This is a genomic window from Virgibacillus litoralis, from assembly GCF_017873675.1.
GTDB classification, from domain to species: Bacteria; Bacillota; Bacilli; order Bacillales; family Amphibacillaceae; genus Lentibacillus; species Lentibacillus litoralis.
This window is the reverse complement of sequence record NZ_JAGGKK010000014.1, coordinates 34,409-58,721: the sequence shown is the minus strand read 5'-3', so window position 1 is coordinate 58,721 and position 24,313 is coordinate 34,409. Positions and strand designations below refer to the sequence as shown.

Here is a 24,313-nt window from a genome sequence, read left to right as displayed (position 1 = left end):
ATTATATTATAAAAGCATTATATAATTTTATTCTTATATTGTCATAAATTTTGCTCACAAATTTTGTTAAATAATTATTACGGACCGCTATGTTAAAGGTTAAACCATATTTAGTCAAGGATATGCCAAGAATCAATAACACTCTTTACATCGCTGATGGAAGAATCAGAAATAAATAGAATTACGCGTTGTGGAGCCAATGTGTAATGCAAATTCAAGCTGCATTCTTACTAAAAGGACAATAATTTATACTTTAAGAACAAATTATTCAAATATTGAAACTTTATACAGATGTAATCGTATTGTAATATATCCACTTTTAACAGTGGTTGAAACATAAATTTTTATAAGGGAGCGGATTTTTTACATGTTTCAAGATGCATTATTTTTAATGATTTTAGCAATTATTGGTGTTGTAGCAATTATTGCAGGAGCAATAGCATTTTTCATTTTTAGACTGCGCTATAAAACAGCTAGTTCTAATGAAGCACTAATAGTCACAGGTCCTAAGCTAGGAGACCCTGAGCAGGATACAAATGTATTCCAGGATGAAAATGGACGTTCGGTAAAGATTATACGTGGCGGTGGCTATCGTCTGCGTATGTTCCAAACTGCTACGCCAATTGATTTAACATCCTTTCAGCTGAAGGTTGACTCCGAAAAAGCATACACTAAGGAAGGTATTCCAGTAAGAGTGGTCAGCACTGCTGTCATCAGTATTGGAAGTGAGTTAGCAATTATGGCCAATTTTGCGGAAAAATTCCTTGGTAAAAAGCAAGATGAACGTGAATCTGAATTAAGAGATGTATTAAATGGGCATTTGCGTGCAATTATTGCTTCACTTTCGATTGAAAAAATTTACAACGATTTTAAAGAAGTAAATACACAGGTGAAGAAAATTGCGGAAGCAGACCTTAAAGGTATGGGTTTCGAGATTACATCTTTTGCCTTAAATGATGTTGAAGATGTTGATGTTGAGAATGGTTATATTGATGCATTAGGACGCCCGCATATTGCAGAAGTACAAAAGCTTGCAGATCAGGCAGAATCTGATGCGGAGAAGGAAACACGCATCTATCGAGCACAGAATGACCAGGAAGCTAAAGATGAAGAAAACCGCCGATTAACAGCAATTGCCCAATCCAAAAATGACAAGGATATTAAAGAAGCTGAATTTGAGAAAGAAACTAACCGGGCAAGAGCAAATGCAGAGCAAGCTGGTGAGTTGGAACGTCAGAAACTAGCCCAGCAGGTTAAGGATGAAGAACTTAAAGTAGAATATATTGAAAAACAGCGTGCCGTTGAGCTTGAGGAAGAAGAAAACAAACGTCGTCGGTCAATTGCCGATGCTGAAGCATATAAAACGACGAAAGCAGCTCAAGCTGAAGCAGAAAAAGGCCGCATTAAAGGTGAGTCCGAAGCAGAAGTTATTCGTCAGCGCGGTATCGCCGAAGCTGAGTCGAAAGAACGCATGGCAAAAGCGATGGAGCAGTATGGGGAAGCAGCGATTGTAGAAATGCTTATCAATGTGCTACCTGACTACGCTGAAAAAGTTGCCGCTCCACTATCACAGATTCAGGATATGAAAGTGATTGATATGGGCGGTGAAAATTCACAAGGTGGTACATCAAAAATAACAAACAGTGTGACATCAACAATGCTCGGTATTCAGGAATCATTAAAAGAAACAACGGGGATGGATTTGAAGGCAATGCTTGAGAGTTATGTATCCCGTGGAAATGCTGATCATTTTGGTTCTCAACAAGAAAAGTATTACCATGAAGCGTCAGCAGCTAAAGGTTCAAATGAGGAAACACCGTCAACTGCTGAAGAAGCTACAGGTAATTAATAAATATAGAGATAAATTTCGGCGCAATTCTTAAAAAGAGAATTGCGCTCTTTGTTTTATTCACGTTGAAGTTTGCCCCTACCCTTTGGAATTTACAGTAAAATGGTATATTCTTCTTCATTTTGGGCATTAATCGAAGTAGCAAACAACCATTAAAGGGATGATTTATTTGACTAAAGAAGATAAAAATTTATTCATAGCAGCTGTTATTCTTGGATTGGGATTACTGGGAGCTGTGGACGGGATTGTTTTTCATCAGTTATTGCAATGGCATCATATGGTACTTAATCCTAACATTAAGCTTGAAATTATTACCGATGGCTTATTTACTGCTGCATTTTCGGCTTTGCTTATTTGGGGTGGAGTTAAAATTTTTCAGGATGCAAGACAGAACAAACTTGGCCATAGTTGGATGGTTTTCAGCAGTGGCATCTTTATAGGTGGTGGAGTATTCAATATTGTCGAAGGAATAATTGATCACCATACATTACAAGTTCATCGTGTTAGACCAGCAGCTGAAAATCCTCTGCTATACGACTTAGTTTTTTTAGCCATTGGAGTTTTACTTGTAATTATTGGTTTTCTTATAAAGCGTAGGTATCAAAGTGGGTGACAAGTATGTATGATTTATCTAATCAAAGAGGAACAAGGATGAAAAAGATAAAGAGTTTTACTGGCTTTATAGTAATATTTTTAGTATTATTTCTTTATTTTGTAAATCAGAACTCGCACTTAATTAATAGCGAAGGCCATATAACCCATAATCAGGTTGAGATACCAGAAGGATATAAAGTACCTTCTGTAGAGGTGCAAGTTTCACAAGATCGATCGAATACATGGCTCTTACATCTCAAAACAAAGCATTTTACGTTTGCACCTGAAAAGGTTGGGTCTGATCGTCCAAGCTATAATGAAGGTCATGTTCATTTATACATAAATGGTGAAAAGATAAACCGCCTATATGGAAATTACTTTAATTTAGGTGATCTGGAGGAAGGAAAAAATAAAATAAGAGTATCCCTTCATTCTAATAATCATGGGGCTTTAGTTTATAAGGGAAAGCCGATTGAAAATAGTGAAATTGTGGAAGTTTCATCATAGACTTGGTAAATTTAAAGCACCGCAAATGCGGTGCTTTAAATTTACTAATATTGATTGTCCAAGGATTCCACATTTCTAGCAGCGATAATCCAGTCGCCTTCCTGGTATTGATAGGTAACAGTCAGATGGATATTTCCTGTAAGTTCGCTTTCCTGTGTTTGTGTTAATTCGTATTCCTTATCACTGTTTTTTGTTAAGTTATATTCTGTATCGAAATCAATTAGTGATGGTTCTCCTGACTCACTAACAAATAGTTCTCCATTGTTTACACGGAAAAATTGATCTGCACTTTGTACTGCTACATCCTGGCTCATTATTTTGGTAAAGGCATCAATCAGTTCCTGTTTCGTGTCATAATTTACTACCTCTAGTTCTTCATTATATTCTTGCATGAGCATGCTTTCATACTGATTCTCCAGGTCTTCGAGTGGTGGCTTTTCTGGTTCTACCGATTGTACCTTTGGATTTTCACTTGGTCCAGAGAGATTTTCGTTTGGATCTGTTGCATCATCTTGTAATGAATTGAATGTGATATAGGTAGGAACCATTAATAAAAGCAAGAGTGTTGCTGCGCTCAATATTCTTTTGTTCCACATTGAAAATACACTTACCTTACTTTTCTTTGAGATACGTTCCATCACCTGTTCACGGCTCTCCTCAGAAAACTCAATGTTGTTTAAGCTGGATTTTTTTGAGAATTCGTTTAGTCTTTCCTTCATTTATGGTCCCCCTCCAGTTTTTCTTTCAGCATTAGACGAGCTCTTCTTAATCTTGACGAGACTGTTGGCACTTTAACATTCAGCAATTCACTGGTTTCATTAATCGACAGCTCTTGAAAGTGATAACAGATAATTACTTCCCGGTATTTAACAGGAAGTGAAAGGACTTCTTTTGTAAGTTCGTCATGCTGATCCTTTTTTGCCATCTCGGTTTCTGGAGATGGAGCCGTGCTTTTAATAAATTTAGAAAAGTCTACATTCAGACGCAAATGTTTTACCCATCCACTTCGAAAATGATCTTTGCATTTGTTGATCGTGATGCTATTGATCCAAGGTTTAATAGCTGAACCTTTTTTGAGATGGTGCATCTTTTTATAACACTTAATAAACACATCCTGTGCAATATTTTCAGCTGTTTGCACATCTTTGACATAGGAGTAGGCCAATCTTGTGACCTGTGACCCGTAATGTGTCATCAATTCTTGAATTAATTGGTCTTTATCAATTTCGTTGTTTTGGTATTGTTCGACAAACTTATCCAACGAGGCACCATCCTCCCATTTCATAATTTTTTTCTATATATAAGACGAATTAAAATAATAAAACATTCATTTTAAAAATAAAATATTTATTTATTTTTTAGGGTGCCCATCTATTAAAACAACCCACTTGATTAAAGGAATTTGGACATAATTAGCGAAATATATATAGTAAGGAGTTCTTCAACTTTAGGGGTGATGATGCTGAGAGTAATTGTATTTTCTATGATGATGGTTCTTATAATTTCAGGTATTTCAGGAGAAAAACTTCAAACTTTAACTGACGATAAGCATGCAATATTTGTTAATATTGGAGAAAGTTCGTACAAATTAAAGGTAGTATTTAATGATGAAGTAAATAAGCAGGATTCACTTAATATTGCAGAACAGCTTATTAAACAAGTAGTACACTAGTAAAAATATGTGTGTATTCAAGGGGATGAAGACTCTTGAAACCCCAAGTGCTTATATTTATTAATGTACATCACAAGTTCAGGATAGGGAGCGGGTAAGAATGATAAAAACAAAGTGCTTTTTCTGCAAAAAGAATTATACAATTGATTATTCAGATGCTCAGTACCAAAAAATTAAAAAGAATCCAAAAGCACACTATGTCTGTAAAAAGTGTAACGAATCAATGCAAAGGGAAGCTCAATCAACTACTGGATTAGATCCAGATATAATTGATAAGTACAGTAAATTTTTACGATGACGTTTTGCTTATTGTTCGAAGGAGGGATTAGTCAATATGTTCTGGGTAATCTTCTTAGGTGTGTTTATATTCCCGGTTTTGATTTTTGGTATTGTAGTTGATTTGAAGCGCAAAAAGCGAACCAACAAAAATTACGATCAATACAAAACTTCTAGTACTGATACAGGCGAAAGAAACCATTATTCAATGGGTGAGAATATTCGAGGGGATTAAATGTCATTAAAGGGTCTTAATTGAATCGTTGAAGTAGATTTAATTTGAAAATAAGGAGTCTTTGAAGAAATGGTTCATATGGGGGTAGAAATTTGTCAAAGCAAAACATAATATATAGTGTTGCAATTGGTATTCTTATAATCTTTAGTCTATTAAACTACGTTAAAATTAGTAATATCGAGGATCGAATGCAAATGGTAGATAATATGCAAGGTGAAGTCCAAAATGTAAACAATTCTGTACGAAATATATCTTCACAAGTAAATTCACAGATGGATAAATTTTTACGAGAACAATTATGGATACCACAAAAAGAATATAAAATTACTAATGTCGATTTAAAGGAAAATAAAATTGACGTGATTTTAGAATGGAGTTTAAGAGACCTGCTTGATGAAGAGAAGTTAGCTTTCTTATATCGAGAAGAAGGTGCTCAGGAATGGACGGAGCTTGAAGTTAATAATAAAGGTGGGCTAAACTATTCTCTAGAGCATACTTTTCCATTGAAAGGAAATTATGAAACACAAGTAATAGCGACATCAGCGGATGGTAAGAGAAGTGAGGACTTGTTAAACCTGAAATTTAAAGAACAGTTAGACAATCGGATCATGATTGATGCTTTTTTACATCCAAGAGGTAATGGGCAATTTGAAGTGAACATAAACATTCATAATCGCTTAGAGCAGGAGTTCATGCTTGCAGAAAATAAAGATGATTTAAAAGTGAAAAGCGCTAAAGCATATCTGTATGTGAATGGAGAACCGATTAAGGAAATGGATATATTAAAGAGAAATCAGGGGATGCATTCCGATTCCTTTACGGAAGATATCAACTACCATAACTCCTACAATCTTAAAGATAAGATAGACGATGAAGCTAAAGTTGAACTTCGTGTTACTGTTGAAGATGGGTTGGGGTTGAAATATGAAACAATTGCGGATACCACGTATTAAAGTTCAGTGTACCGAATGACTTGGAGGAGGAAAGATGTATTATTTATTTTTATCCGTAACATTCCTATTTCTAATTATTCTAATAGTTAGAGAAGGTAAAGAGAAAGAGAACTTATTTTGGGGGAAAATTGTTCTTCTGTTTTTAACATTTCTTCTATCTTTAAATATTGGTTTCGTTTATATACCAATAGGGATTGCAATCGCATTTTTTATAGTAATCAAGTATTCAAGATATAATCTGTCTTTAAAGAAATTAACCCTATTATTTTCTTTAATAGGGTTTCTGCTTGTTAATTATGTTATCCCACCTATTGAATTTAGTAATATCCTGTATTCAAAGGAAATTAATACTCAAATCAATAATTTTGAAGATGTAGAGGACATAGCAGTTTTTGAAAATGATTCCTCAATCCAGAGAAGGATAAAAAAATACGGTAAGGACAGTTCTAATATAATGTTTAGATATTACGTGCTAATGCAAAAGGGGATTTCAGTAAATGACAAGGAATGGTTATTATATGATTCACATGATGAACTCAATTATTACTGGCTTTCTCAAACCACTAAGTCAGAGTCTGTAAAAACGGGTGAGAATAGTACGACTTCATACGGTGTAGCGTGGAAGGAATATATACGATTTAATGAAACCGGTGAAGAATATATTGGCATATTTGAAAAAGAGAACGGGAAAGTGTATTTAAAGTATGTAATTAAAGGTATGTTAAAAAACGGACAGGCACCGAAGTCTATTTTCGATCTTTTTTAATAGATTAGTTATAGGTCAGATGGAGTTATTTGGAAGTGCAAGCCAATCTAACATGTAACCCTGAGGAAAAAACATAGCTTATACAAAGATAGTATGGGAGAAATGATTCAATGATTGATAACATAATAATTATTCCGTTTGATAAAAAGAATGAAGATCTACATAGCATTGCAGCACTTTACTGTAAAACATTTATAGGAAATACCTATACATCCTTGGACTTTGAAAGTGCTGTTGAAAATATTAATAAACATACTAGTTATAACGGTTTCAGGGGATTAATGGCCAAAGATAAAAGTGGAACGTTAATTGGATTTACATATGGCTATACAAGCTTGCCTGGTCAATTTTACCGTGAGAAGCTGGCGGCACAATTAACAGACAAACAACAAATCGAATGGTTAAACAATTGTTTCGAGTTTGTTGAACTAGCTGTAGAAAACAAGGTTAAGCGCATGGGAATCGGTGGGAAGTTGCATGATAGACTATTAAGTGAGATTAATCATGATACATCTGTTTTAACAACTTCGCCAGAAAACAACCCTGCGATAAATTTATACATAAGCAAGGGGTGGGAAGTTATTAAGGAAAATGCTGCAGTTATATCAATGGGTGATGTTCAGGTTATAATGGGAAAAAAGATTTACCGATGAGGCATTAAATAATACCAGGAAACAAAGGAGGAAATTATCATCACTACTATATGCTTAATAAGACATGGAGAAACAGATTGGAACGCATCCCAAAAGTTGCAGGGAGCAACGGATATACCTTTAAATAGAACAGGTATTTTGCAGGCTGAGGAATGCGCTGAATTTTTAGAGTCGTCACAATGGGATGTACTAATCACAAGTCCATTGACAAGAGCGAAGCAAACGGCTGAGATTATAAATGAAAAATTGAATATCCCTTTTGCTGAAATGGCTGCTTTTAAGGAAAAATCTTTTGGTGATGCTGAGGGGACGACACCACAAGAGAGGTTAGAAAAGTTTCCGGATAAATTATTTCCAAATCAGGAGGACGAGCTGTCATTTAAAGAACGGATTATGGCAGGAATTCATGAAATTAACCAAATGTATCAAGGCAGTATGGTTTTGCTTGTAGCACATGGTGCAGTAATAAATTCTATTCTAGGTACTATTTCAGATGGTGAGATAGGTTCAGGAAAGACCAAACTAGTAAACGCCTGTATAAGCAATATTTATTTTCAAGAAGAGAAGTGGAATGTGAAAGATTTTAATCAGGCTTCACATCTTTCACGTTAAAGTTCACTACAAGAATCCATAAAAGAAGTGAGTTATCCAGTTTGCTTTTGCTGATCATACTCATTTCTTTTTAGCTGATTCACGACATAAGCCATCAAAAACACTCCTGTCATACCCCCTAACAGGAAACCACTGCTTATAATATACCCCGGCAAAATCCCACCAATTGTGATAACAGCACCTGCTATGATCATTGTCCCTTGACCCATGAAACTATTCAGCGCAAGGTAGGAGCTGCGATGGGATTCGTCTGCTAAATCAGCAAGCAAACTTTGGCGAACTGGAGCATACATTAGTTCACCAATTGAAATGAATACCATCAATCCAATCAGCAGTAATGGGGCAGAAGTGTAGCTTAAAATGGCGTAGCTGCACACGTAGATTGCCATTCCGTAGATAAGCCGTGTGTAATCAGATGTTTTTTTAATTAACCAGCTTACCAGGCCAACTGCTAATACGATAAGTAATGTGTTTTCTGCGTGCAAAATCCCAATCATATTTATCCCATCAATTTTAATGAACCCAAACAGGGAAGTTTCCTCAACTGTATTCTGTAAATGAACTGCTATATAATTAGTTAGATGACTTTCAAGCGAGACTACACACAATGTTCCAATCAGAAAAATAATATAAATCCGGTCTTTTAAAACATGTTGATAATTGGACCATATGGAAGGTGATTTTACTGCCTTATCATATTCTCCAACTTTTTTGATGAATGTCTCACTGATGTATAAGTAAGTTATGACTGAAGATAGAAGTGCTATGGATGCGACAAAAATAAATAAATAAAAATGATATTCCTCAAATAGAAATGCCCCAGTTATAGTCCCTAGTGCTGTTCCCAAGTTTGCAATCCAATATATAGTAGTAAAAACAAATGTACGATCTTCTTTTTGTACCAAATCGTAAATCATAGAAGTTGAAACAGGAATATATATCCCATTACAAAACATGTTAATTAAAAAGAATGCAAAACTGACATAAGGCATTACCGTCCATGGAGAATTAACGAAAGCAATTGCTAAAAAGGAAATACCAAGACCCAATTCAGCTGAGACAAGCAGCTTTTTTCGTCCAATCTGGTCTGACCAATATCCGCCGATTAATCCACCTATTATACCAGAGCAAATGACAAGTACGACAAGCAATCCAGTTATTTTTGGTCCAACTAGGCCTGTGAAGTAAACTGCTATGTAGGGCATGATGGTGGCACTTGCCAGGATAGTTGCGAACTGCAAATACAGGCGGATTTTAATAGATTTATGCAACGTTTTAAATCTTGTCATATACCTTCCTCCTAGACAACAATTCCAAACAAACGTAAAGCCTGATTCTTAAATGCATTGGTTAACTGTACGTTTGCATGATCGGTAAATGTCAGCCTAGCCCCCATCAGAAAGGCGAGATAACCATATCCAACTTCTTCAGGATTACCTTCTGGTAGAACGCCTTTTTCCATGCCTGTTTTAACGATATCCTGAATGAATGACATAAATTCATCGGAAAACTGATCTAATTCTTCCATCATCTCAGGGAATCTTTCTGGCTGCCCAATAACATATTGAATCACACGCAAGTAATCTTCTTTCTCTAAAAAATAAGCGACATGTTCATCTACTATTTCTTTTAACTTATTAAGAGAAAAGTTTTCCAGGATCCCACTTGTTTCAAGAAGATAATTTCTAAACTCTTCAATTGGTTCTGTGACACATAAATGGAAAAGTTCTTCCTTGTTTTCGAAGTAGGTAAACACAGTGCCAAAGCTTACATTGGCTTCTGCAGCAATGTCTTTAATAGTGGTTTTGGAGTATCCGTTTTGCGCGAAAAGACGAAGCCCAGCCTGAAAAATCTTATTGCGCTTTTCACTAGATCTCGGTTTGGCCAAGGTAATGCCCTCCTTTAAATGATTGATTAATCAATTATTTATTATTCTACAATGATTTAGGTGAGATAACAAGTAAAAATTATAAGGATTTATCTCAAGGGTGAAACAATACACACCCATACTATAAAAATTTTGTATAAAAAAATGGAACTTGTGAAATGCAGACCACTTAGGCAAGAAGTGAAGTGAATCCTCATTCCGCTAATTGGGAGAAAAGCAGGTCTTAGAGGGGTGAGGTGGATCCTGGTTCCGCTAAATGTACAAAATCAATGGAATATGAGGTTAAAAAAGGCAAATAACGGAACGAGGATCCGAAGTTAAACTCGAAACAAGGTATTTGTCACAGATAACGGAACGAGGATCCGTCTGGTCAGCTATGTGTGTCCTGGTTCCGTTTAGTGTCCTTTTCTGTAATACACTAGTTCAATTGCCTGGAATATCGTAAGGAAACTTGTTTCTCTCCGGTCTCGGTTTTTGTATTTTTTTCCTTTTGATACACAAAGCCTCTTGCCTCATAAAAGGGGATACCTCGCTGATTTTCGTCCTGAACCGATACCCATTGCTCAGTTGCTCCACTGTCAATTTGCTGTTCCGTAAATGCTTCCAGAAGACGTTTGCCTATTCCTTTATATCGATACGTCTCATCTACATAAAGGACAAATATCTCTCCCACATTAGGACCGGTCATAGCGCCACCAATTACTCCGACAACTTCTGAGTTGAATAGTGCTACATGTGAATAAAGCCCGGCTTTTATGTCATGATAAACTTTTTTATGGTTATACCAAAAATCAATATTTTTCGTTTGGTATTCTTCGCTTAACTTTCCTTCTACTGTCTGCTTCCATCCTGCTGCACATATATCAGCAATTGCCACTGTATACGTTGTATTTGCTTTTGCGATTGATAGATTCAATATTCTACACCTCGATATTTAACATAAAATTATTCTAACATATAGCCCATATCTAATTATCAAAGAATTAATCAATTTTTTAAACATATATTTATCTATAATTCTAGATAGGATGGAAGGAGGGAGTAATATGGCCGCGCGGTTTCTTAAGATTGCAGCAGTGTACTTTGTCTTAGGAGTTTGTTTAGGGCTTACAATGGGGATTACGGAAAATTTTAGTTTCACTACTGTTCACGCACATTTAAATTTGTTAGGTTGGGTGTCACTCGCTTTATTCGGAATTATTTATTATTGTTTTCCAAAGGCTGGTGAGACGAAGTTAGCAACTATTCATTTTTGGCTGCATAATATCGGTTTACCACTCATGCAAGGTACACTCTTTATTATGCTATTAACGTCCAATCATTCAATCGTCGTTTTAACAATAATAGGGTCTATTATGATTGTAGTTGGTGCGATTTTGTTTTTAATTAACGTATTTAAAAATGTAGGCTAACAAAATATAAAAATTTGCTCATTTATTAGTAAATAATCGTTCTTTTATTGAACGATTATTTTTTATATAAAAAATTACAGAATTTCTTATTTACTTTCCTGTATAATACAGTTTATTATCATATAAAGTTGTCTATTTAAAACGCAAGGAGACTTTCTAATGAATAAATTTTCAAAATTATTTAAAGTAAGTTACCTATCTACAATTAGACTAATCGTTCTGTTCTATTTGATAGCAGTTATATTTTCTATGTTATTACTGAGTATTCCTTTCTTTCATAATGAAGGTGTGGATTTATCGTTTATTGATATTTTGTTTACTTCTGTAAGTGCTGTCAGTGTTACAGGGCTCACAGTTGTTTCAACTGCGGATACATTTAATGCTGCTGGAAGTATTGCGCTTTCGTTAGTATTGCAGTTTGGCGGGATTGGGATAATGACCTTAGGAACTTTTATTTGGATTCTTCTCGGGAAAAAAGTTGGCCTAAGAGGCAGACAACTCATTCAGATTGACCAAAACCAAACAACTTTAGGAGGGCTCGTTCAATTATTGTTAAAAATCCTGAAGATTGTGTTACTAATTGAATTAATAGGTACTATTATATTAAGTACCTATTTTTTATCCTACTTTGACACATGGCAAGAAGCATTATTACAAGGATTTTTCGGGGCAGTTAGTGCTACGACGAATGCTGGTTTTGATATAACTGGCTCATCGCTTGTTCCTTTTGCTAATGACTATTTCGTTCAATTTATCAATATTATTTTATTAACCTTAGGGGCAATTGGTTTCCCGGTATTACTGGAACTACAGGATTTTATAAGAGGAGATTATCATGAACGTAATCCAAAGCATAGTTTCTCTTTATTTACAAAACTTACTACAGTAACGTTCTTTGCACTTATATTAGCCGGGTGGCTATTAATTTTAATTTTAGAACATAATTCATTGTTCTTTGCGGATAAAAGCTGGCATGAAAGAATATTTTATAGTCTATTTCAGTCGGTTACGACCAGAAATGGTGGTCTGGCAACAATGGATGTAAATGAATTTACTTCTCCGACGCTTATAATGATGTGTGTGTTAATGTTTATTGGTGCATCTCCAAGTAGTGTAGGAGGAGGTATTCGAACAACGACATTCGCTATAATGCTGTTAGCAATTTATAATTATGCTAGAGGAAGAACTAGTATTAAGGTGTTTGGACGGGAACTTGATAATGAAGAGGTCATCCGTTCATTTATTGTTATAACAACTGCAGCAATGTTATGTATAACTGCAATTATAGTATTGAATTATGTTGAACCCTTTCCATTGCTTTCAATTGCTTTTGAGGTTTCCTCAGCATTTGGAACTACCGGACTGTCAATGGGAATTACATCTGATTTAAGTAATGCTGGTAAGGGTATAATTATTTTTCTGATGTTTGTAGGTAGGATTGGTATATTCTCATTTTTATTCCTTATTAGAGGTAAGGTAACTAAAGATAAGTTCCATTATCCTAAGGAAAAAGTGATAATAGGATAGACTTATTAAAAATCCTGGCAAAATTAAGGTAGAATTGATTACGGCATTTTTATTAAAACAAACATGTAACCTTTTTCATTTAAATACCGTCTGTGTTTAAAAGAGAAAAGGGGTGGTCAATATTAGATATTTATTCCGCGTTATCATGATTATTGGAATTAGTATCCTAATTACAGCCTGCAGCAATGAGGCGGGGGACAGTGAATCGAGTAGTGACCAAGCTAATGTGAATACGGAAGAGAAATCTTCCCAGGAAAACAGCAGTGTTTCAAGTGGCACGGGTGATGGTGCTGTAAGTGACGATAGCGGCTCTCAAGAAGATGCTTCATCCCAAAACGGGAAAGTCAGCGATGTAAATCGAAAAATAATTTACACAGCTAATCTTCGTATCGAAGTGAAGAATTATAAAAAAGCAGTAAATGATATTCAGAACCAAGTTGCAGATCGCGGTGGTTATATAGTGGAGTCGAACATGCACGGTGGTTCTGAAGACAGTTCAACTAATGGACAATTAACAGCTCGGATTCCCCAGGAGCAGTTTCGGGAATTTGTTCAACTAGTGGAAGACGGCAGCAGTGAGGTTTTGGAAAGTTCTATTTCCGGGCAGGACGTGACCGAGGAATACGTAGACCTGGAGTCACGATTGAAATCTAAACGTGTTGTCGAGAAACGGTTACTTTCATTTATGGAACAAGCAAAAAAGACAAAAGACCTATTAACTATTTCGGATGATTTGGCAAAAGTTCAAGGAGAGATTGAAGAGATAACAGGTCGAATGAATTACCTCGAAAATAAAGCCGACTTAGCAACAGTAACGATCCATATTCAAGAAAAAAATGTAACCATTTCAAGTATAAATAAGGAAGATTTAAATACCTGGGAAAAAACAAAACAACAATTCATGGAAAGTATCAATATACTTATATCAGCCTTTTCAAGTTTGTTCGTCTTCTTTATAGGAAATTTACCAGTACTCATCATCCTTGGTGCTGTTGGGCTTGCAATATTTTTTATTATTAAGAGAAGAAAGAGAAGCAATCGGGAATAATCAGTTTTTTACCAAGGTGCAATTCTAATTGAATTGTACCTTTTTTAATCGTATTGTTATTCTATAAGGGTGGTGGTCAATTGGTTAGTTTAGAAGAAAAAATCTCATATTTAAAAAATGCAAAAGCTATTGTGGAACTGAATAAAGGATTCTCGCATGACAAAAAGTATGTAGTTGATAACAAACATCTTATCAGGATTTTTCGAATTCAGAACCATGAAAATAGAAAGAGAGAATTTGATATATTAAATAGACTGGTAGCATTTTCTAATTATGTACCAAAAGGCTTCGAATTTAAATCTCTAATAAATGATGGGGTCGCATACATGGTCCTTGAATACCTGCCAGGTGAAGATGCGGAGGGAGCCTTGAAATACTTAACGGAACAGGAGCAATATGCTGCAGGATTTCACGCAGGTGAAGAATTACTTAGACTGCATCAGTTTTCAGCGCCTGTAAATTATCCGTCCTGGTATTCTGTTAAAAGGAAAAAGAATAATAGATACCTCGAGCAGCTAAAAGAAATTAATATAGATAAAAACATCAAGGAAATGCTTGCAATATATATAAAGAAGAATGAACATTTGATGAAGGACAGACCGAATACATTTCAGCATGATGATTTCCATCCTGCAAATATCCTAATACAGGATAAAACTTTTTCCGGGATTATTGATTTTCAACGGATGGATTGGGGAGATCCAATTCATGACTTACATAAGCTAGGTTTCTTTTCCAAACGAATAAGCATCCCGTTTACCAGAGGCATTATTGACGGATATCATAAAAACACTGCCATTAATGAATCATTCTGGCAGCTGTATGCCTTGTACAGTGCTATGCATATTGTTTCAGCACTAGTTTGGGGGAAGAAATTGGGCAGCGAAAACTTTGAAAGGATGCTGGCCTATTCATTGGATGTAATAGAAGATCACGATCGTTTCAGACAATGTATTCCAAATTGGTATATGTGAATTAAAATTTTGAAAAATAAATGGTACAATTGAAATAATAGTTTACTACTGGAGGGTAACGATGAAAATTAAAATAACGAGTGTTTTTGTGGAGGATCAGGAGAAGGCATTGAGATTTTATACAGATGTTTTGGGTTTTGTGAAAAAAACAGATATGCCAGCCGGAGATTTTAAATGGCTTACAGTGGCTTCACCAGAAGAATCTGACTCAGTTGAATTGCTTTTAGAACCAAATGATAATCCAGCTGCAAAAACATATCAAAAAGAGATTTATAGTGAGGGAATACCCACGATATCCTTTGCGGTAGATGATATTCAGCAAGAATACGAACGGTTGAAAAAACGTGGTGTAGAATTCACAGCAGAACCAACAGAAATGGGACCCGTAACTTTTGCAATTTTTGATGATACATGCGGAAACCTAATTCAGATTTCCCAAGAAAAATAATACAAAAGAATGCGAGGAGATTTTATTATGAAGCTTTTTGAAGAACTACAGCAGGTGCTGACGGCTGACCGCGTTACCATGAATGATACAATCTTGGATCAACACAGTTCAGATGAATCTTATCACAAACCGCATTCACCTGACATTGTCGTTTTTCCGGAAAGTGCCGATGAAATGAGTAATATTATGAAACTAGCAAACAAGTATGATAAGCCAGTCACACCATATGGACTGGGTTCAAGTCTGGAAGGAAATGCAATCCCATATCATGGTGGAATAAGCGTTGATTTTTCATTAATGAACAAAGTCCTTGAAGTACGGCAAGATGACTTTCTTGTAAAGGTACAGCCTGGTGTTACACGGTCCCAACTTGATAAAGAGCTGAAAAAGTATGGACTGTTTTTCTCTGTTGACCCAGGTGCAGATGCTACATTAGGTGGAATGGCAGCAACGAATGCCAGCGGTACAACTGCAGTTAGATATGGTATCATGCGGGATCAGGTTCGCGATATGGAAGTTGTCCTTGCTGATGGAACAGTGATCCATACAGGGAATATGGCTGCAAAATCATCGTCAGGTTATCATTTGAACGGTCTGTTTGTTGGTTCGGAAGGGACACTAGGATGTTTTACCGAATTAACGTTGAAAGTTATTGGTATTCCTGAGCATATTATGGCTGCCAGAGCTGAATTTGGAAGTGTTGATGATGCTGTTAACGGGGTAATTGCTATATTACAGGCTGGAATTCCTGTTGCAAGGGTGGAACTAGTTGATGAACAGTCAATTAAGCAGATGAATCATTTTAGTGACACTAATTACAATGAAGTACCTACTTTATTCCTGGAGTTTCACGGTAACGAGGCAGGCTTAAAGCAAGATGTTGAATTTATGAAGGAAATTGTTGAGGATATTAACTGTCAAAAAATAGAGTTTGAGTCAGATACAGCTGCCAGAAATCGCCTCTGGGAAGCCCGTCATAATGCTGCGTACGCATATATTCATGGTCATCCGGGCAGAAAGCAGATGGTAACTGACGTCTGTGTGCCAATTTCTGAACTGGCAGGAGCTGTTAAAGATGCCAGAGAAGCCGTTGATGAATCTGGTCTTTCTGGTGGTATAGTCGGTCATGTTGGGGATGGAAATTATCATATTCTATTAATGATCGATGTCGATGATCCGGCTGAAATTGAAAAAGCTAATGTCGTAAATGAACGAATTGTTGATTATGCACTTGCAAGAGGCGGGACATGTACCGGTGAGCATGGTGTTGGCACAGGTAAACAAAAATACCAGGCAAGAGAACACGGCGAATCACTCATTGTCATGCAAAAAATCAAACAAGCTCTTGATCCTGACGGCGTGTTGAATCCTGGTAAAATAGTATAGCGTATAGTTGGTTTATCGACTGTATAGGGAGGATATCGACCTGGAATTTAGTTTATCAACTTAAAATGAGGTAAATCAACTAGATATGATGCTTATCAACCTGAAACGAGGTATATCAACTAGATATAATGATTATCAACCGGAAACAGGGGATATCAACCAGCACCGGAACGATATCAACTCTCATCTACGCAACTCAAAAAACCGCTTCGACTTAAACATAAGTTGAAGCGGTTTTTATTTGCAGATAAGAATTTACTGCATAAGTGCAACTAAGGCAATTCGCCCAAAAGCTTGGCGAATGCCAAGTTTTCTAATAGCATTATTCACCTAAATTTCAGACCTTGACTGAGGTTAAGTTAAGTTTGTTCCAAGAATATTTTAGTTACCAGTTATTTCAAAACCTGCCCGGATTGCCGGCATAGCGAGATAGTCCCAAACTCGAGCGAGCACGCCCCAAACTCGAGCGAGCGCGCCTCAAACTCGAGCGACAGCATCCCAAACTCGAGCGAGAGCGCCCTAAACTCGAGCGAGCGCGCCTCAAACTCGAGCGAGCGCGCCTCAAACTCGAGCGAGCGCGCCTCAAACTCGAGCGAGCACGCCTCAAACTTGAGCGACAGCGCCCCAAACTCGAGCGAGCACCAAAAACATCTAGATAAATATTTGAAAAGACTGACAAATTACAATATAATAAAAAGGGATAAACTTATGCAGGAGGAGAGTGTGAATGTCTAATTTCGGTAATCAAGTTCAATTCAATGTGTATCAAACGATGACAAGCCCTGATTCGGAGCGTTTGCCGGTAGTTTATGAGGACTGGGAAAAGAAAGCACGTGAAGTTCTGGAAGATGGACCCTACTACTATGTTGCGGGTGGAGCAGGTGGGGGCAAAACAATGAAGTCAAACCTTCGTGCTTTTGACCGCTGGAACATTGTACCTCGTATGCTCCGGAATGTGGAAGACCGGGATTTAAGCGTAAATCTGTTTGGACATACATATAATTTCCCTCTGTTACACGCACCGATTGGTGTACAGTCGATTATTCATGAAGAAGGAGATCTTGGTTCTGCCGAGCCTGCGCTGAGATGAGTGTGCCATTTATCGCCAGTTCTGCTTCAACTGTTCCGATGGAGAAAATAGCTGAAGCAATGGGGGATGAACCCCGCTGGTTTCAATTGTACTGGGGAAAGGATCCTGATGTAACGGCTAGTTTTTTAAAACGTGCTGAAGCTTCTGGTTATTCTGCTATTGTGGTTACATTAGATACACCAATGCTGGCTTGGCGTGAATATGATTTAAAAAATGTTTATTTACCTTTCCTGCTTGGTGAAGGAGTTGGAAACTATTTAACAGATCCTGCCTTTCGCTCAAAACTTAAAAAGCCACCTGAAGTGGACCCGACTGCAGCGATAATGCATTGGACCCAAGTGTTTGGAAATGCTGGGCTAACGTGGGAAGACATCGCTTTTTTACGGAAACATACGGATCTTCCAATTTTATTAAAAGGAATACTAGATCCTGAGGATGCAAAATTAGCTCTTGAATATGGGGCTGATGGGATCATTGTTTCTAATCATGGGGGACGGCAGGTGGATGGAGCAATAGGTGCACTTGAAGCTTTACCGCAGGTTTGTAATGTTGTTCAGGACAAAATCCCCGTGTTAATGGATAGTGGGATTCGCCGTGGTTCAGATATTATAAAAGCGATGTCTCTTGGCGCTAATGCCGTGCTTGTTGGAAGGCCATTTATGAATGGATTGGCAGTTGCGGGTGGAGATGGAGTTAAAGAAGTCATGAAAAATATGATTGCAGATTTTGATTTAACCTTGGCGCTATCTGGAAATAGATCAGTGGAAGGATTGGATAGATCACTGCTTAGAGAATCTGAATAAGTTATGAAGCATGTACATGTAATGTATTTTGCATGTACAACTTCTTTTTAAGTGGAGAGCATTTTTGATAAGCTTAAGGCTAACTTAAAATTAGCGAGTGATTCGATGATTTATCCTTACATAATGATGGTTTTCGTTGTTATTTTCTATGCAGGAAATATTCTTCTGGGAAAGGCTATAAACGAACTGCCCCCGTTCACAATTGCGTTTTTTCGGTTGGTAGTGGCTTTTATGATTATTTTACCTTTTGGTTTAAAGAAAGCCTGGAATTATCGCTTTAAAATGTGGGAATATAAAAAGCCATTTGTGATTATGACTTTAACAGGAATTACGTTCTTCAATACATTTATCTATGGCGCATTACAATTTACCACGTCAACAAATGTGTCGGTGCTTGAAACAGTTATACCAGTTGTAACGGTCGTGTTAAGTGCTGTGCTTTTAAAAGAAAAGCTGTGGAATATGCAAAAGGCCGGAGTCCTATTATCCCTTGTTGGAGCTGTTTGGGTAGTAATGGATGGGAAGCTATTTCAGTTGGCTGAAATGAGTTGGAATATTGGAGACGGTATCATGATTGGAGCTATTGGCTGTTGGGCTGTCTACTCGATTACTGTAAAAAAATATATGCATCTATTCCCGCAAAATGCTGCACTTTTGGTAATGAGTGGAATATCTATTATAGTCCTGTTCCCTTTTGTTGTTGCAGAGTGGATTGTATCAGGGGTTCCTTCTTCCTTGTTGACACCTATGAATTTAAGCAGTTTAGTGTATCTTGGTGTTTTTCCATCTTTCATCGCATTAATTTTCTATAATCGTGCAGTAAGAATACTTGGAGCTTCACAGGCTTCCGTATTTTTAAACTTTTTGCCGATAGTTACCATGATTGGTGCCTATTTTTGGCTAGGTGAGTCCATTACAATAATGAAAATTATTGGAGCAATGGCAGTTATATGTGGCGTAATCTTAACAACAAAAAGGAAATGATCTCAATAATTAACGAAGTACTTTTTACCATATCGATGGATGTTTAAAAGCTTATCTAGCTGCTGGCTGCATTTTATTGTTTTATAATGTGCCAATCCATATTTCATGCCTAACTGAACCATTTCATCCTTTTTCATTGATATTGCTGCGATTAAATTATGTTTGATTACTTCTTCTACCTGAATCATTCTAATTACTTCCTTTCATTTATATTAGAGCTAACTAGTAAATTAGTCATAAATAGACAAAATTTATTATGGCGATTTTCATAGGAGATATCAATAGTTTCAACAAAAGAAGTCATAAAATTACAAAATACGACATAATAATTTTTATATAGTAAAATGAAGATGATGAATTTAACGAATAGGGAGGAATTTTAGTGACAATACTAGATGAAATTTTGACACATAATGAAAATTTTGTAGAAAACAAGGAATATGAAAAGTATCAAAGGGGTAAGTTTCCAAACAAAAAACTCGTTATTCTCTCGTGTATGGACACGCGATTGGTTGAACTGCTCCCGAAGTCAATGAATGTAGGCAATGGTGATGTGAAGATTGTTAAAAATGCTGGTGCTCTTGTTTCACACCCTTTTGGAAGTATTATGAGAAGTATTCTTGTCGGTGTTTATGAACTCAAGGCTGATGAAGTATGTGTCGTTGGGCACCATGATTGCGGCATGTCCAGTTTGAAAACAGAAAGTATTATGAGCAAAATGAAGGAACGTGGTATAAGCGAGGAAAGACTGGATACATTGCAAAATGCAGGAGTGGATCTGGAACAATTTCTAAAAGGCTTTGACAGCGTAGAAGACAGTGTAAGACAAAGTGTATCAACCATTCAAAACCATCCGTTAATTCCACAGGATGTACCTGTCCACGGACTAGTAATTAATCCTGACACTGGGAAATTAGATGTTGTTTCAAAAGGTTATTAAATCTGAAAATATAAAAATGTGGTATACCGTTTGGGTATGCCACATTTTTATTTTCTCTTACAAGAAAAGAGCTTTTTAGGGCAAACTATTTTGGTAAGACTTTTAAACAGGAGTGAAATCATGATCTTAAATGGAAACATAATTTCTGGTGAGTTTGATGATCTAACAAATGAGTTTGTTTTACAAAAAATTAAACATTTTTCAACCGAGTCAACTATTAAAGAAAATCAGTTGAACGATCTTTCTGAATATCTAAATAACCATAAACATGAAGCTGATGGACAGATTCTCACTCTGTATGATCAAATGCTTGTTCCGTTGAGTCGGAAGGAAATCATACACTTTCTAGAGGATCTGGATAAAGTAAGAGCTTTATATCATTAGATTTATACGACAACTTTATTACATTTATTTACAAGTAATGGAGAATATAATATAGAGGAGGTGTGAATTATGCCTAATCCATTTGAAGCAGTTTGGAACACACTGAAAACGTCAATGGATAATATAAATGAACCGAAATCCCCTCTGCATATAATTGAAGCGGGTGATTGCTGGAAGTACCTTACAATGATGGAAGAGTTTATTCGTTATGAGGAATCTAGCTTAAACACAACAGCAGATGATGAGGTAAAAGAAATGCTCCAGGATGTTATTAAACTGTGTGAATCCCAAGTGGAGAAATTAAGTAAGTTTATGAAGGAAGAGGGGATTCCGTTACCAGATGTTACGTCATCAAAACCAAATTCGGAACCAAACGAAATTCCTTTAGGAGTGAAGTTGACAGATAATGAAATTACAAATGGCATTGCATTTAAGTTAGTAACATGTATGCAATCCTGTGCTAAAGGACAAGCGGACGCTCTTAGAAGTGATATTGGTATGATATGGCTTAATTTTTATTCAGATTGGGTAATGTTTGGAACAACTTTAAAGACATTAATGCGAAAGCGTGGGTGGATTAAAGTACCACCTTATTATTATCCACCAGGTTCTCCGAAACAATAGGGTTAAAAACCAACTCGAATGTTTTATTTGAAATAATCATTGAGATTGATTGTAAAAAGTCATTGAGGTCCTCGTTCAATAGGTATAGAAACCCAAAACATATTAAGCAGTATGGTAGGACTGTTTAATATTAAAATGTTCATTTAACAGATCATCAAGTTGTTGGCTGCATTCTATAGTACGTTTATTGGCCAATCCGTATTTCATACCTAATTCAATCATCTCTTTCTTTTTCAGCAAAATTTCCTTAGGCAAACTATTTCGAGTTGGTTCAACTAATGCAATCATTTATCTTCTCCCTTTCTAAGCAATAGAATAGTTAGGACAAAAGTCTTAACACACAACGAAATCTATTATGACTACTTTTATAAAAATATTCAATAGATTCTACAAAGGAAGTCAAAAGCTTACATAATACGACAAAAAATAATAGATTAATAGAGTGTTTTTCGAGTAGGTGCACTACTCGAATGTTAATGATCATCCCGCTTCCAGGTTGTCTCATTACCGCTTACAGGACATGCCGGGAAATCCTCATCTTCATTTAATTTTGCTTTTTCCCCGGATTGACATATATACTCCCCTTTTTCTGGTACACCTTGACCAGTCCGATACTCACGGTACTCCTTATCCATCATCTATTCCTCCAATCTATTTTCCTTTATCCTTAATATGTACGAAAGTTATATCATTAATCACCATCCTGAAACTATTTTATATTGGCATCCGTCAAATATTCGAATTATACAGGCAGATTGGAGAAGCGGGGATTATGGAAGAAAGCAGAAAAGAAATCATACTAGAGGAAATTATGGTTGAGTATGGAAATGACTTGGTGCGACTGGCATTCAACTATGTAAAAGATAAAGAAGCCGCTAAGGATGTTGTTCAGAACAGCTTCATCAAGTGTTATAAAAATCTGGATAATTTTCGTAATGAATCATCGGTAAAAACTTGGCTATACCGTATTACTATTAATGAATCGAAGGATTACTTAAGAAGTTGGCATCATCGAAAGGTTCAAGCAAAAAGCTTTGTACAAGAAGCTACAAAATCAATCTTGCCGTCAGCTGAGGATAAAGTAATCAAGGAATCTGAAAATCAGGAAATTAAACAACTTATTTTTTCTCTTCCCAAAAGTTATCGTGAAGTCATTTTTCTTTATTACTATAAGTCCCTAATTATGGACGAAATAGTGGAGGCTACGGGCCTTAATTTAAGTACTGTAAAGACAAGGCTGAGAAGAGGAAAGCAAAAACTAAAAATAATGATGGAGGAGGCAGGTATATATGAATAATAAGAAGCTCGATAAGGAGTTGTTTGCCTACTTGGATGACGAAGAACTGTACTTTACGAAACAGGATCGGGAGGAAACTATAACCAAAATCCAAAAGAAACATAATAGAAAAAGCAATTTCAAAGGCCTTTTTCAATCGATTGGACCAGTAACAGCAACTTTTCTAGTTATTATATTATCCATAGGTGTGTTATTACCAATTATCTATTCTGGTGATGAAAATGATGAAATCCAATTAGCATCCAAGCACAATAATAACTCTTTTTCTGTTTTACTGATGGGAGAAGAACCAAGAAGTAGAACTAGTTTAAACATACTACTTGCTTACAATAGTGAGGATAAGAGTATGAAGGTTGTACCTGTCCCACGTGATACGTATGTCTCGATACAGGATGGGCAAGGCGAAACAATTAAAGATAAATTGATACATGCTGGGGCTTATGGTGCAGGAACTAAAACAGTGATGGCAACAGTTTCCCAGTTATTTAACATACCTATTGACTATTATGCGACTATTCCAGCAGAAAGGCTTGCCAAATCATTAAGCCTCAATAATAATGACATCAAGAGGAATAACTTCATGCACGAAATAAAGGAAAATTTAACAATTTCCAAAATAAAAGAACTTGTGAAACAAAGCGAAACGAACATTACCAAAGATCAATTCAACACACTTTATAGTGACTCCATTTCGGTTGAGACTATTGACTTGAAAGAAGGCTTTAATGAAAAAATGATTAACGAAATTTATTATGTGGAAATTGAGGAAGATATGTTAGCCGAAACATCCAGCGTGTTGCAAGAACATTTAGAATAACTGAAGGCACGGCCATAATATTATAATGCAATAAAGAAGGCAAGCCTGTTAAAACAGACTTGCCTTTATCTATAAATCACAGCAGACTATCCGCGTCTTCCGCCTCTGCCACCTCGTTTTGATTCAGTACTACGTTTTAGTGTGTATAAATTTTCTTCACTACTCTTTAAAAAACGAGCCATTTTATCTTCAAAATTATCTTTTGATTTGAAATTTCCTTTTGAACCGGAATTTCTGTTACTTCCCTGGCGTGATGGGCGCTTAGAATAAGATGAGGTTTGTCCTTCGGGTTTATCTATTGCTTTTTTGATGGACAAGGCAGTTTTTCCGTCCTTCTCACTAATCACTTTTACTTCAATTTGGTCTCCTACTGTGAGATGATCATTAACATCTTTTACATAGCTGTCCGCTACCTCACTAATATGCACGAGACCTGTTGTACCTCCAGGAATTTCTACAAATGCTCCAAAATTGGTGATGCCTGTTACTTTACCTTGTACCTTGCTGCCTACTTCAATTGACAAAAAAGTTCCCCCTAAATATTATTAAAACCAACTAATTATAACAAATTAAA

Annotated in this window: 31 protein-coding genes and 1 pseudogene; 23 read left to right on the top strand and 9 right to left on the bottom strand. The window is 36.2% G+C overall.

Annotated features, from left to right (window positions below; translation table 11 throughout):
* Positions 1 to 367: 367 nt before the first annotated feature.
* The 3 genes from J2Z82_RS12735 to J2Z82_RS12725 all read left to right on the top strand — a co-directional run bounded on the left by J2Z82_RS12735 (position 368) and on the right by J2Z82_RS12725 (position 2,950).
* Entirely contained in the window at positions 368 to 1,849 is a 1,482-nt protein-coding gene (locus J2Z82_RS12735) for a flotillin family protein (protein WP_209481169.1), read from the top strand.
* 169 nt (positions 1,850 to 2,018) lie between these two features.
* Complete coding sequence (locus tag J2Z82_RS12730) at positions 2,019 to 2,462, top strand: DUF2243 domain-containing protein (RefSeq protein ID WP_245251658.1); 444 nt, start codon at positions 2,019 to 2,021, stop codon at positions 2,460 to 2,462.
* A gap of 38 nt (positions 2,463 to 2,500) precedes the next feature.
* Positions 2,501 to 2,950, top strand: a complete 450-nt coding sequence (locus tag J2Z82_RS12725; protein ID WP_209481167.1) for a hypothetical protein — start codon at positions 2,501 to 2,503, stop codon at positions 2,948 to 2,950.
* A gap of 44 nt (positions 2,951 to 2,994) precedes the next feature.
* Here J2Z82_RS12725 and J2Z82_RS12720 read toward each other — a convergent pair whose 3' ends face one another.
* A complete protein-coding gene (locus J2Z82_RS12720; protein WP_209481166.1) occupies positions 2,995 to 3,669 on the bottom strand; it encodes a hypothetical protein in 675 nt (224 codons plus the stop codon).
* Entirely contained in the window at positions 3,666 to 4,211 is a 546-nt protein-coding gene (locus J2Z82_RS12715) for a sigma-70 family RNA polymerase sigma factor (RefSeq protein WP_209481165.1), read from the bottom strand. The genes J2Z82_RS12720 and J2Z82_RS12715 overlap by 4 nt, the downstream gene beginning before the upstream one ends.
* Positions 4,212 to 4,409: 198 nt before the next feature.
* Here J2Z82_RS12715 and J2Z82_RS12710 point away from each other — a divergent pair, with 198 nt between their 5' ends.
* The 7 genes from J2Z82_RS12710 (at position 4,410) to J2Z82_RS12680 (ending at position 8,117) form a co-directional block, all read left to right on the top strand.
* On the top strand, positions 4,410 to 4,622 hold the full coding sequence (locus J2Z82_RS12710; RefSeq protein WP_209481164.1) for a hypothetical protein: 213 nt from the start codon (positions 4,410 to 4,412) through the stop codon (positions 4,620 to 4,622).
* Between the two features lie 100 nt (positions 4,623 to 4,722).
* Positions 4,723 to 4,920 (top strand): DUF2197 domain-containing protein, encoded by a 198-nt coding sequence (locus J2Z82_RS19780; RefSeq protein ID WP_209481163.1) that lies wholly within the window; start codon positions 4,723 to 4,725, stop codon positions 4,918 to 4,920.
* Between the two features lie 36 nt (positions 4,921 to 4,956).
* Positions 4,957 to 5,133 carry a hypothetical protein gene (locus J2Z82_RS12700; protein ID WP_209481162.1) on the top strand — a complete coding sequence of 59 codons (177 nt, stop codon included), beginning with the start codon at positions 4,957 to 4,959 and terminating at the stop codon, positions 5,131 to 5,133.
* Positions 5,134 to 5,225: 92 nt separating this feature from the next.
* Complete coding sequence (locus J2Z82_RS12695; protein WP_209481161.1) at positions 5,226 to 6,086, top strand: hypothetical protein; 861 nt, start codon at positions 5,226 to 5,228, stop codon at positions 6,084 to 6,086.
* 34 nt (positions 6,087 to 6,120) lie between these two features.
* A complete protein-coding gene (locus tag J2Z82_RS12690) occupies positions 6,121 to 6,852 on the top strand; it encodes a hypothetical protein (RefSeq protein WP_209481160.1) in 732 nt (243 codons plus the stop codon).
* A 110-nt stretch (positions 6,853 to 6,962) separates the two neighbouring features.
* A complete protein-coding gene (locus tag J2Z82_RS12685; RefSeq protein ID WP_209481159.1) occupies positions 6,963 to 7,505 on the top strand; it encodes an N-acetyltransferase in 543 nt (180 codons plus the stop codon).
* Positions 7,506 to 7,538: 33 nt separating this feature from the next.
* Complete coding sequence (locus J2Z82_RS12680) at positions 7,539 to 8,117, top strand: histidine phosphatase family protein (RefSeq protein WP_342453639.1); 579 nt, start codon at positions 7,539 to 7,541, stop codon at positions 8,115 to 8,117.
* Between the two features lie 32 nt (positions 8,118 to 8,149).
* Here J2Z82_RS12680 and J2Z82_RS12675 read toward each other — a convergent pair whose 3' ends face one another.
* The 3 genes from J2Z82_RS12675 to J2Z82_RS12665 all read right to left on the bottom strand — a co-directional run bounded on the left by J2Z82_RS12675 (position 8,150) and on the right by J2Z82_RS12665 (position 10,921).
* Positions 8,150 to 9,406, bottom strand: a complete 1,257-nt coding sequence (locus J2Z82_RS12675) for an MFS transporter (protein ID WP_209481158.1) — start codon at positions 9,404 to 9,406, stop codon at positions 8,150 to 8,152.
* A gap of 11 nt (positions 9,407 to 9,417) precedes the next feature.
* Positions 9,418 to 10,005, bottom strand: a complete 588-nt coding sequence (locus J2Z82_RS12670; RefSeq protein ID WP_209481157.1) for a TetR/AcrR family transcriptional regulator — start codon at positions 10,003 to 10,005, stop codon at positions 9,418 to 9,420.
* A gap of 418 nt (positions 10,006 to 10,423) precedes the next feature.
* A complete protein-coding gene (locus J2Z82_RS12665) occupies positions 10,424 to 10,921 on the bottom strand; it encodes a GNAT family N-acetyltransferase (protein WP_209481156.1) in 498 nt (165 codons plus the stop codon).
* Between the two features lie 85 nt (positions 10,922 to 11,006).
* Between J2Z82_RS12665 and J2Z82_RS12660 the strand changes: the two genes are divergently transcribed.
* The 8 genes and pseudogenes from J2Z82_RS12660 to J2Z82_RS12625 all read left to right on the top strand — a co-directional run bounded on the left by J2Z82_RS12660 (position 11,007) and on the right by J2Z82_RS12625 (position 19,677).
* Positions 11,007 to 11,417, top strand: a complete 411-nt coding sequence (locus J2Z82_RS12660; protein WP_342453638.1) for a cytochrome-c oxidase — start codon at positions 11,007 to 11,009, stop codon at positions 11,415 to 11,417.
* 159 nt (positions 11,418 to 11,576) lie between these two features.
* Positions 11,577 to 12,944 carry a TrkH family potassium uptake protein gene (locus J2Z82_RS12655; RefSeq protein WP_209481154.1) on the top strand — a complete coding sequence of 456 codons (1,368 nt, stop codon included), beginning with the start codon at positions 11,577 to 11,579 and terminating at the stop codon, positions 12,942 to 12,944.
* A 112-nt stretch (positions 12,945 to 13,056) separates the two neighbouring features.
* Positions 13,057 to 13,992 (top strand): DUF4349 domain-containing protein, encoded by a 936-nt coding sequence (locus J2Z82_RS12650; protein WP_209481153.1) that lies wholly within the window; start codon positions 13,057 to 13,059, stop codon positions 13,990 to 13,992.
* Positions 13,993 to 14,072: 80 nt separating this feature from the next.
* Positions 14,073 to 14,966 carry an aminoglycoside phosphotransferase family protein gene (locus J2Z82_RS12645; RefSeq protein WP_209481152.1) on the top strand — a complete coding sequence of 298 codons (894 nt, stop codon included), beginning with the start codon at positions 14,073 to 14,075 and terminating at the stop codon, positions 14,964 to 14,966.
* Positions 14,967 to 15,027: 61 nt separating this feature from the next.
* Positions 15,028 to 15,414: a VOC family protein gene (locus tag J2Z82_RS12640; RefSeq protein WP_209481151.1), complete on the top strand. Its 387-nt coding sequence runs from the start codon at positions 15,028 to 15,030 to the stop codon at positions 15,412 to 15,414.
* A 27-nt stretch (positions 15,415 to 15,441) separates the two neighbouring features.
* Positions 15,442 to 16,800, top strand: a complete 1,359-nt coding sequence (locus J2Z82_RS12635; RefSeq protein WP_209481150.1) for an FAD-binding oxidoreductase — start codon at positions 15,442 to 15,444, stop codon at positions 16,798 to 16,800.
* A 727-nt stretch (positions 16,801 to 17,527) separates the two neighbouring features.
* Positions 17,528 to 18,693: pseudogene (locus tag J2Z82_RS12630) on the top strand (lactate 2-monooxygenase).
* A gap of 105 nt (positions 18,694 to 18,798) precedes the next feature.
* Positions 18,799 to 19,677, top strand: coding sequence for a DMT family transporter (locus J2Z82_RS12625; protein ID WP_209481149.1), 879 nt, complete (start codon positions 18,799 to 18,801; stop codon positions 19,675 to 19,677).
* Between the two features lie 2 nt (positions 19,678 to 19,679).
* On the opposite strand, the gene J2Z82_RS12620 is transcribed toward J2Z82_RS12625, so the two are convergent.
* Positions 19,680 to 19,865 (bottom strand): aspartyl-phosphate phosphatase Spo0E family protein, encoded by a 186-nt coding sequence (locus J2Z82_RS12620; RefSeq protein ID WP_209481148.1) that lies wholly within the window; start codon positions 19,863 to 19,865, stop codon positions 19,680 to 19,682.
* Between the two features lie 194 nt (positions 19,866 to 20,059).
* On the opposite strand from J2Z82_RS12620, the gene J2Z82_RS12615 reads away from it, so the two are divergent.
* The 3 genes from J2Z82_RS12615 (at position 20,060) to J2Z82_RS12605 (ending at position 21,625) form a co-directional block, all read left to right on the top strand.
* The gene (locus J2Z82_RS12615; protein WP_209481147.1) at positions 20,060 to 20,617 is read left to right on the top strand and encodes a beta-class carbonic anhydrase; all 558 of its coding nucleotides are present in this window, start codon (positions 20,060 to 20,062) and stop codon (positions 20,615 to 20,617) included.
* 120 nt (positions 20,618 to 20,737) lie between these two features.
* Positions 20,738 to 21,001, top strand: coding sequence for a hypothetical protein (locus J2Z82_RS12610; protein WP_209481146.1), 264 nt, complete (start codon positions 20,738 to 20,740; stop codon positions 20,999 to 21,001).
* 69 nt (positions 21,002 to 21,070) lie between these two features.
* A complete protein-coding gene (locus tag J2Z82_RS12605; protein ID WP_209481145.1) occupies positions 21,071 to 21,625 on the top strand; it encodes a DUF3231 family protein in 555 nt (184 codons plus the stop codon).
* 102 nt (positions 21,626 to 21,727) lie between these two features.
* Here the strand turns inward: J2Z82_RS12605 and J2Z82_RS12600 are convergent, their stop codons facing one another.
* Complete coding sequence (locus tag J2Z82_RS12600; protein ID WP_209481144.1) at positions 21,728 to 21,913, bottom strand: aspartyl-phosphate phosphatase Spo0E family protein; 186 nt, start codon at positions 21,911 to 21,913, stop codon at positions 21,728 to 21,730.
* A gap of 185 nt (positions 21,914 to 22,098) precedes the next feature.
* On the bottom strand, positions 22,099 to 22,263 hold the full coding sequence (locus tag J2Z82_RS12595) for a hypothetical protein (protein WP_209481242.1): 165 nt from the start codon (positions 22,261 to 22,263) through the stop codon (positions 22,099 to 22,101).
* A 134-nt stretch (positions 22,264 to 22,397) separates the two neighbouring features.
* Here J2Z82_RS12595 and J2Z82_RS12590 point away from each other — a divergent pair, with 134 nt between their 5' ends.
* Complete coding sequence (locus J2Z82_RS12590; RefSeq protein WP_209481143.1) at positions 22,398 to 22,922, top strand: sigma-70 family RNA polymerase sigma factor; 525 nt, start codon at positions 22,398 to 22,400, stop codon at positions 22,920 to 22,922.
* Entirely contained in the window at positions 22,915 to 23,739 is an 825-nt protein-coding gene (locus J2Z82_RS12585) for an LCP family protein (protein WP_209481142.1), read from the top strand. Before J2Z82_RS12590 ends, J2Z82_RS12585 begins: the two co-directional genes overlap by 8 nt.
* An 86-nt stretch (positions 23,740 to 23,825) precedes the next feature.
* Here J2Z82_RS12585 and J2Z82_RS12580 read toward each other — a convergent pair whose 3' ends face one another.
* Positions 23,826 to 24,263, bottom strand: coding sequence for a S1 domain-containing RNA-binding protein (locus J2Z82_RS12580; RefSeq protein WP_209481141.1), 438 nt, complete (start codon positions 24,261 to 24,263; stop codon positions 23,826 to 23,828).
* Between the last annotated feature and the right edge of the window lie 50 nt (positions 24,264 to 24,313).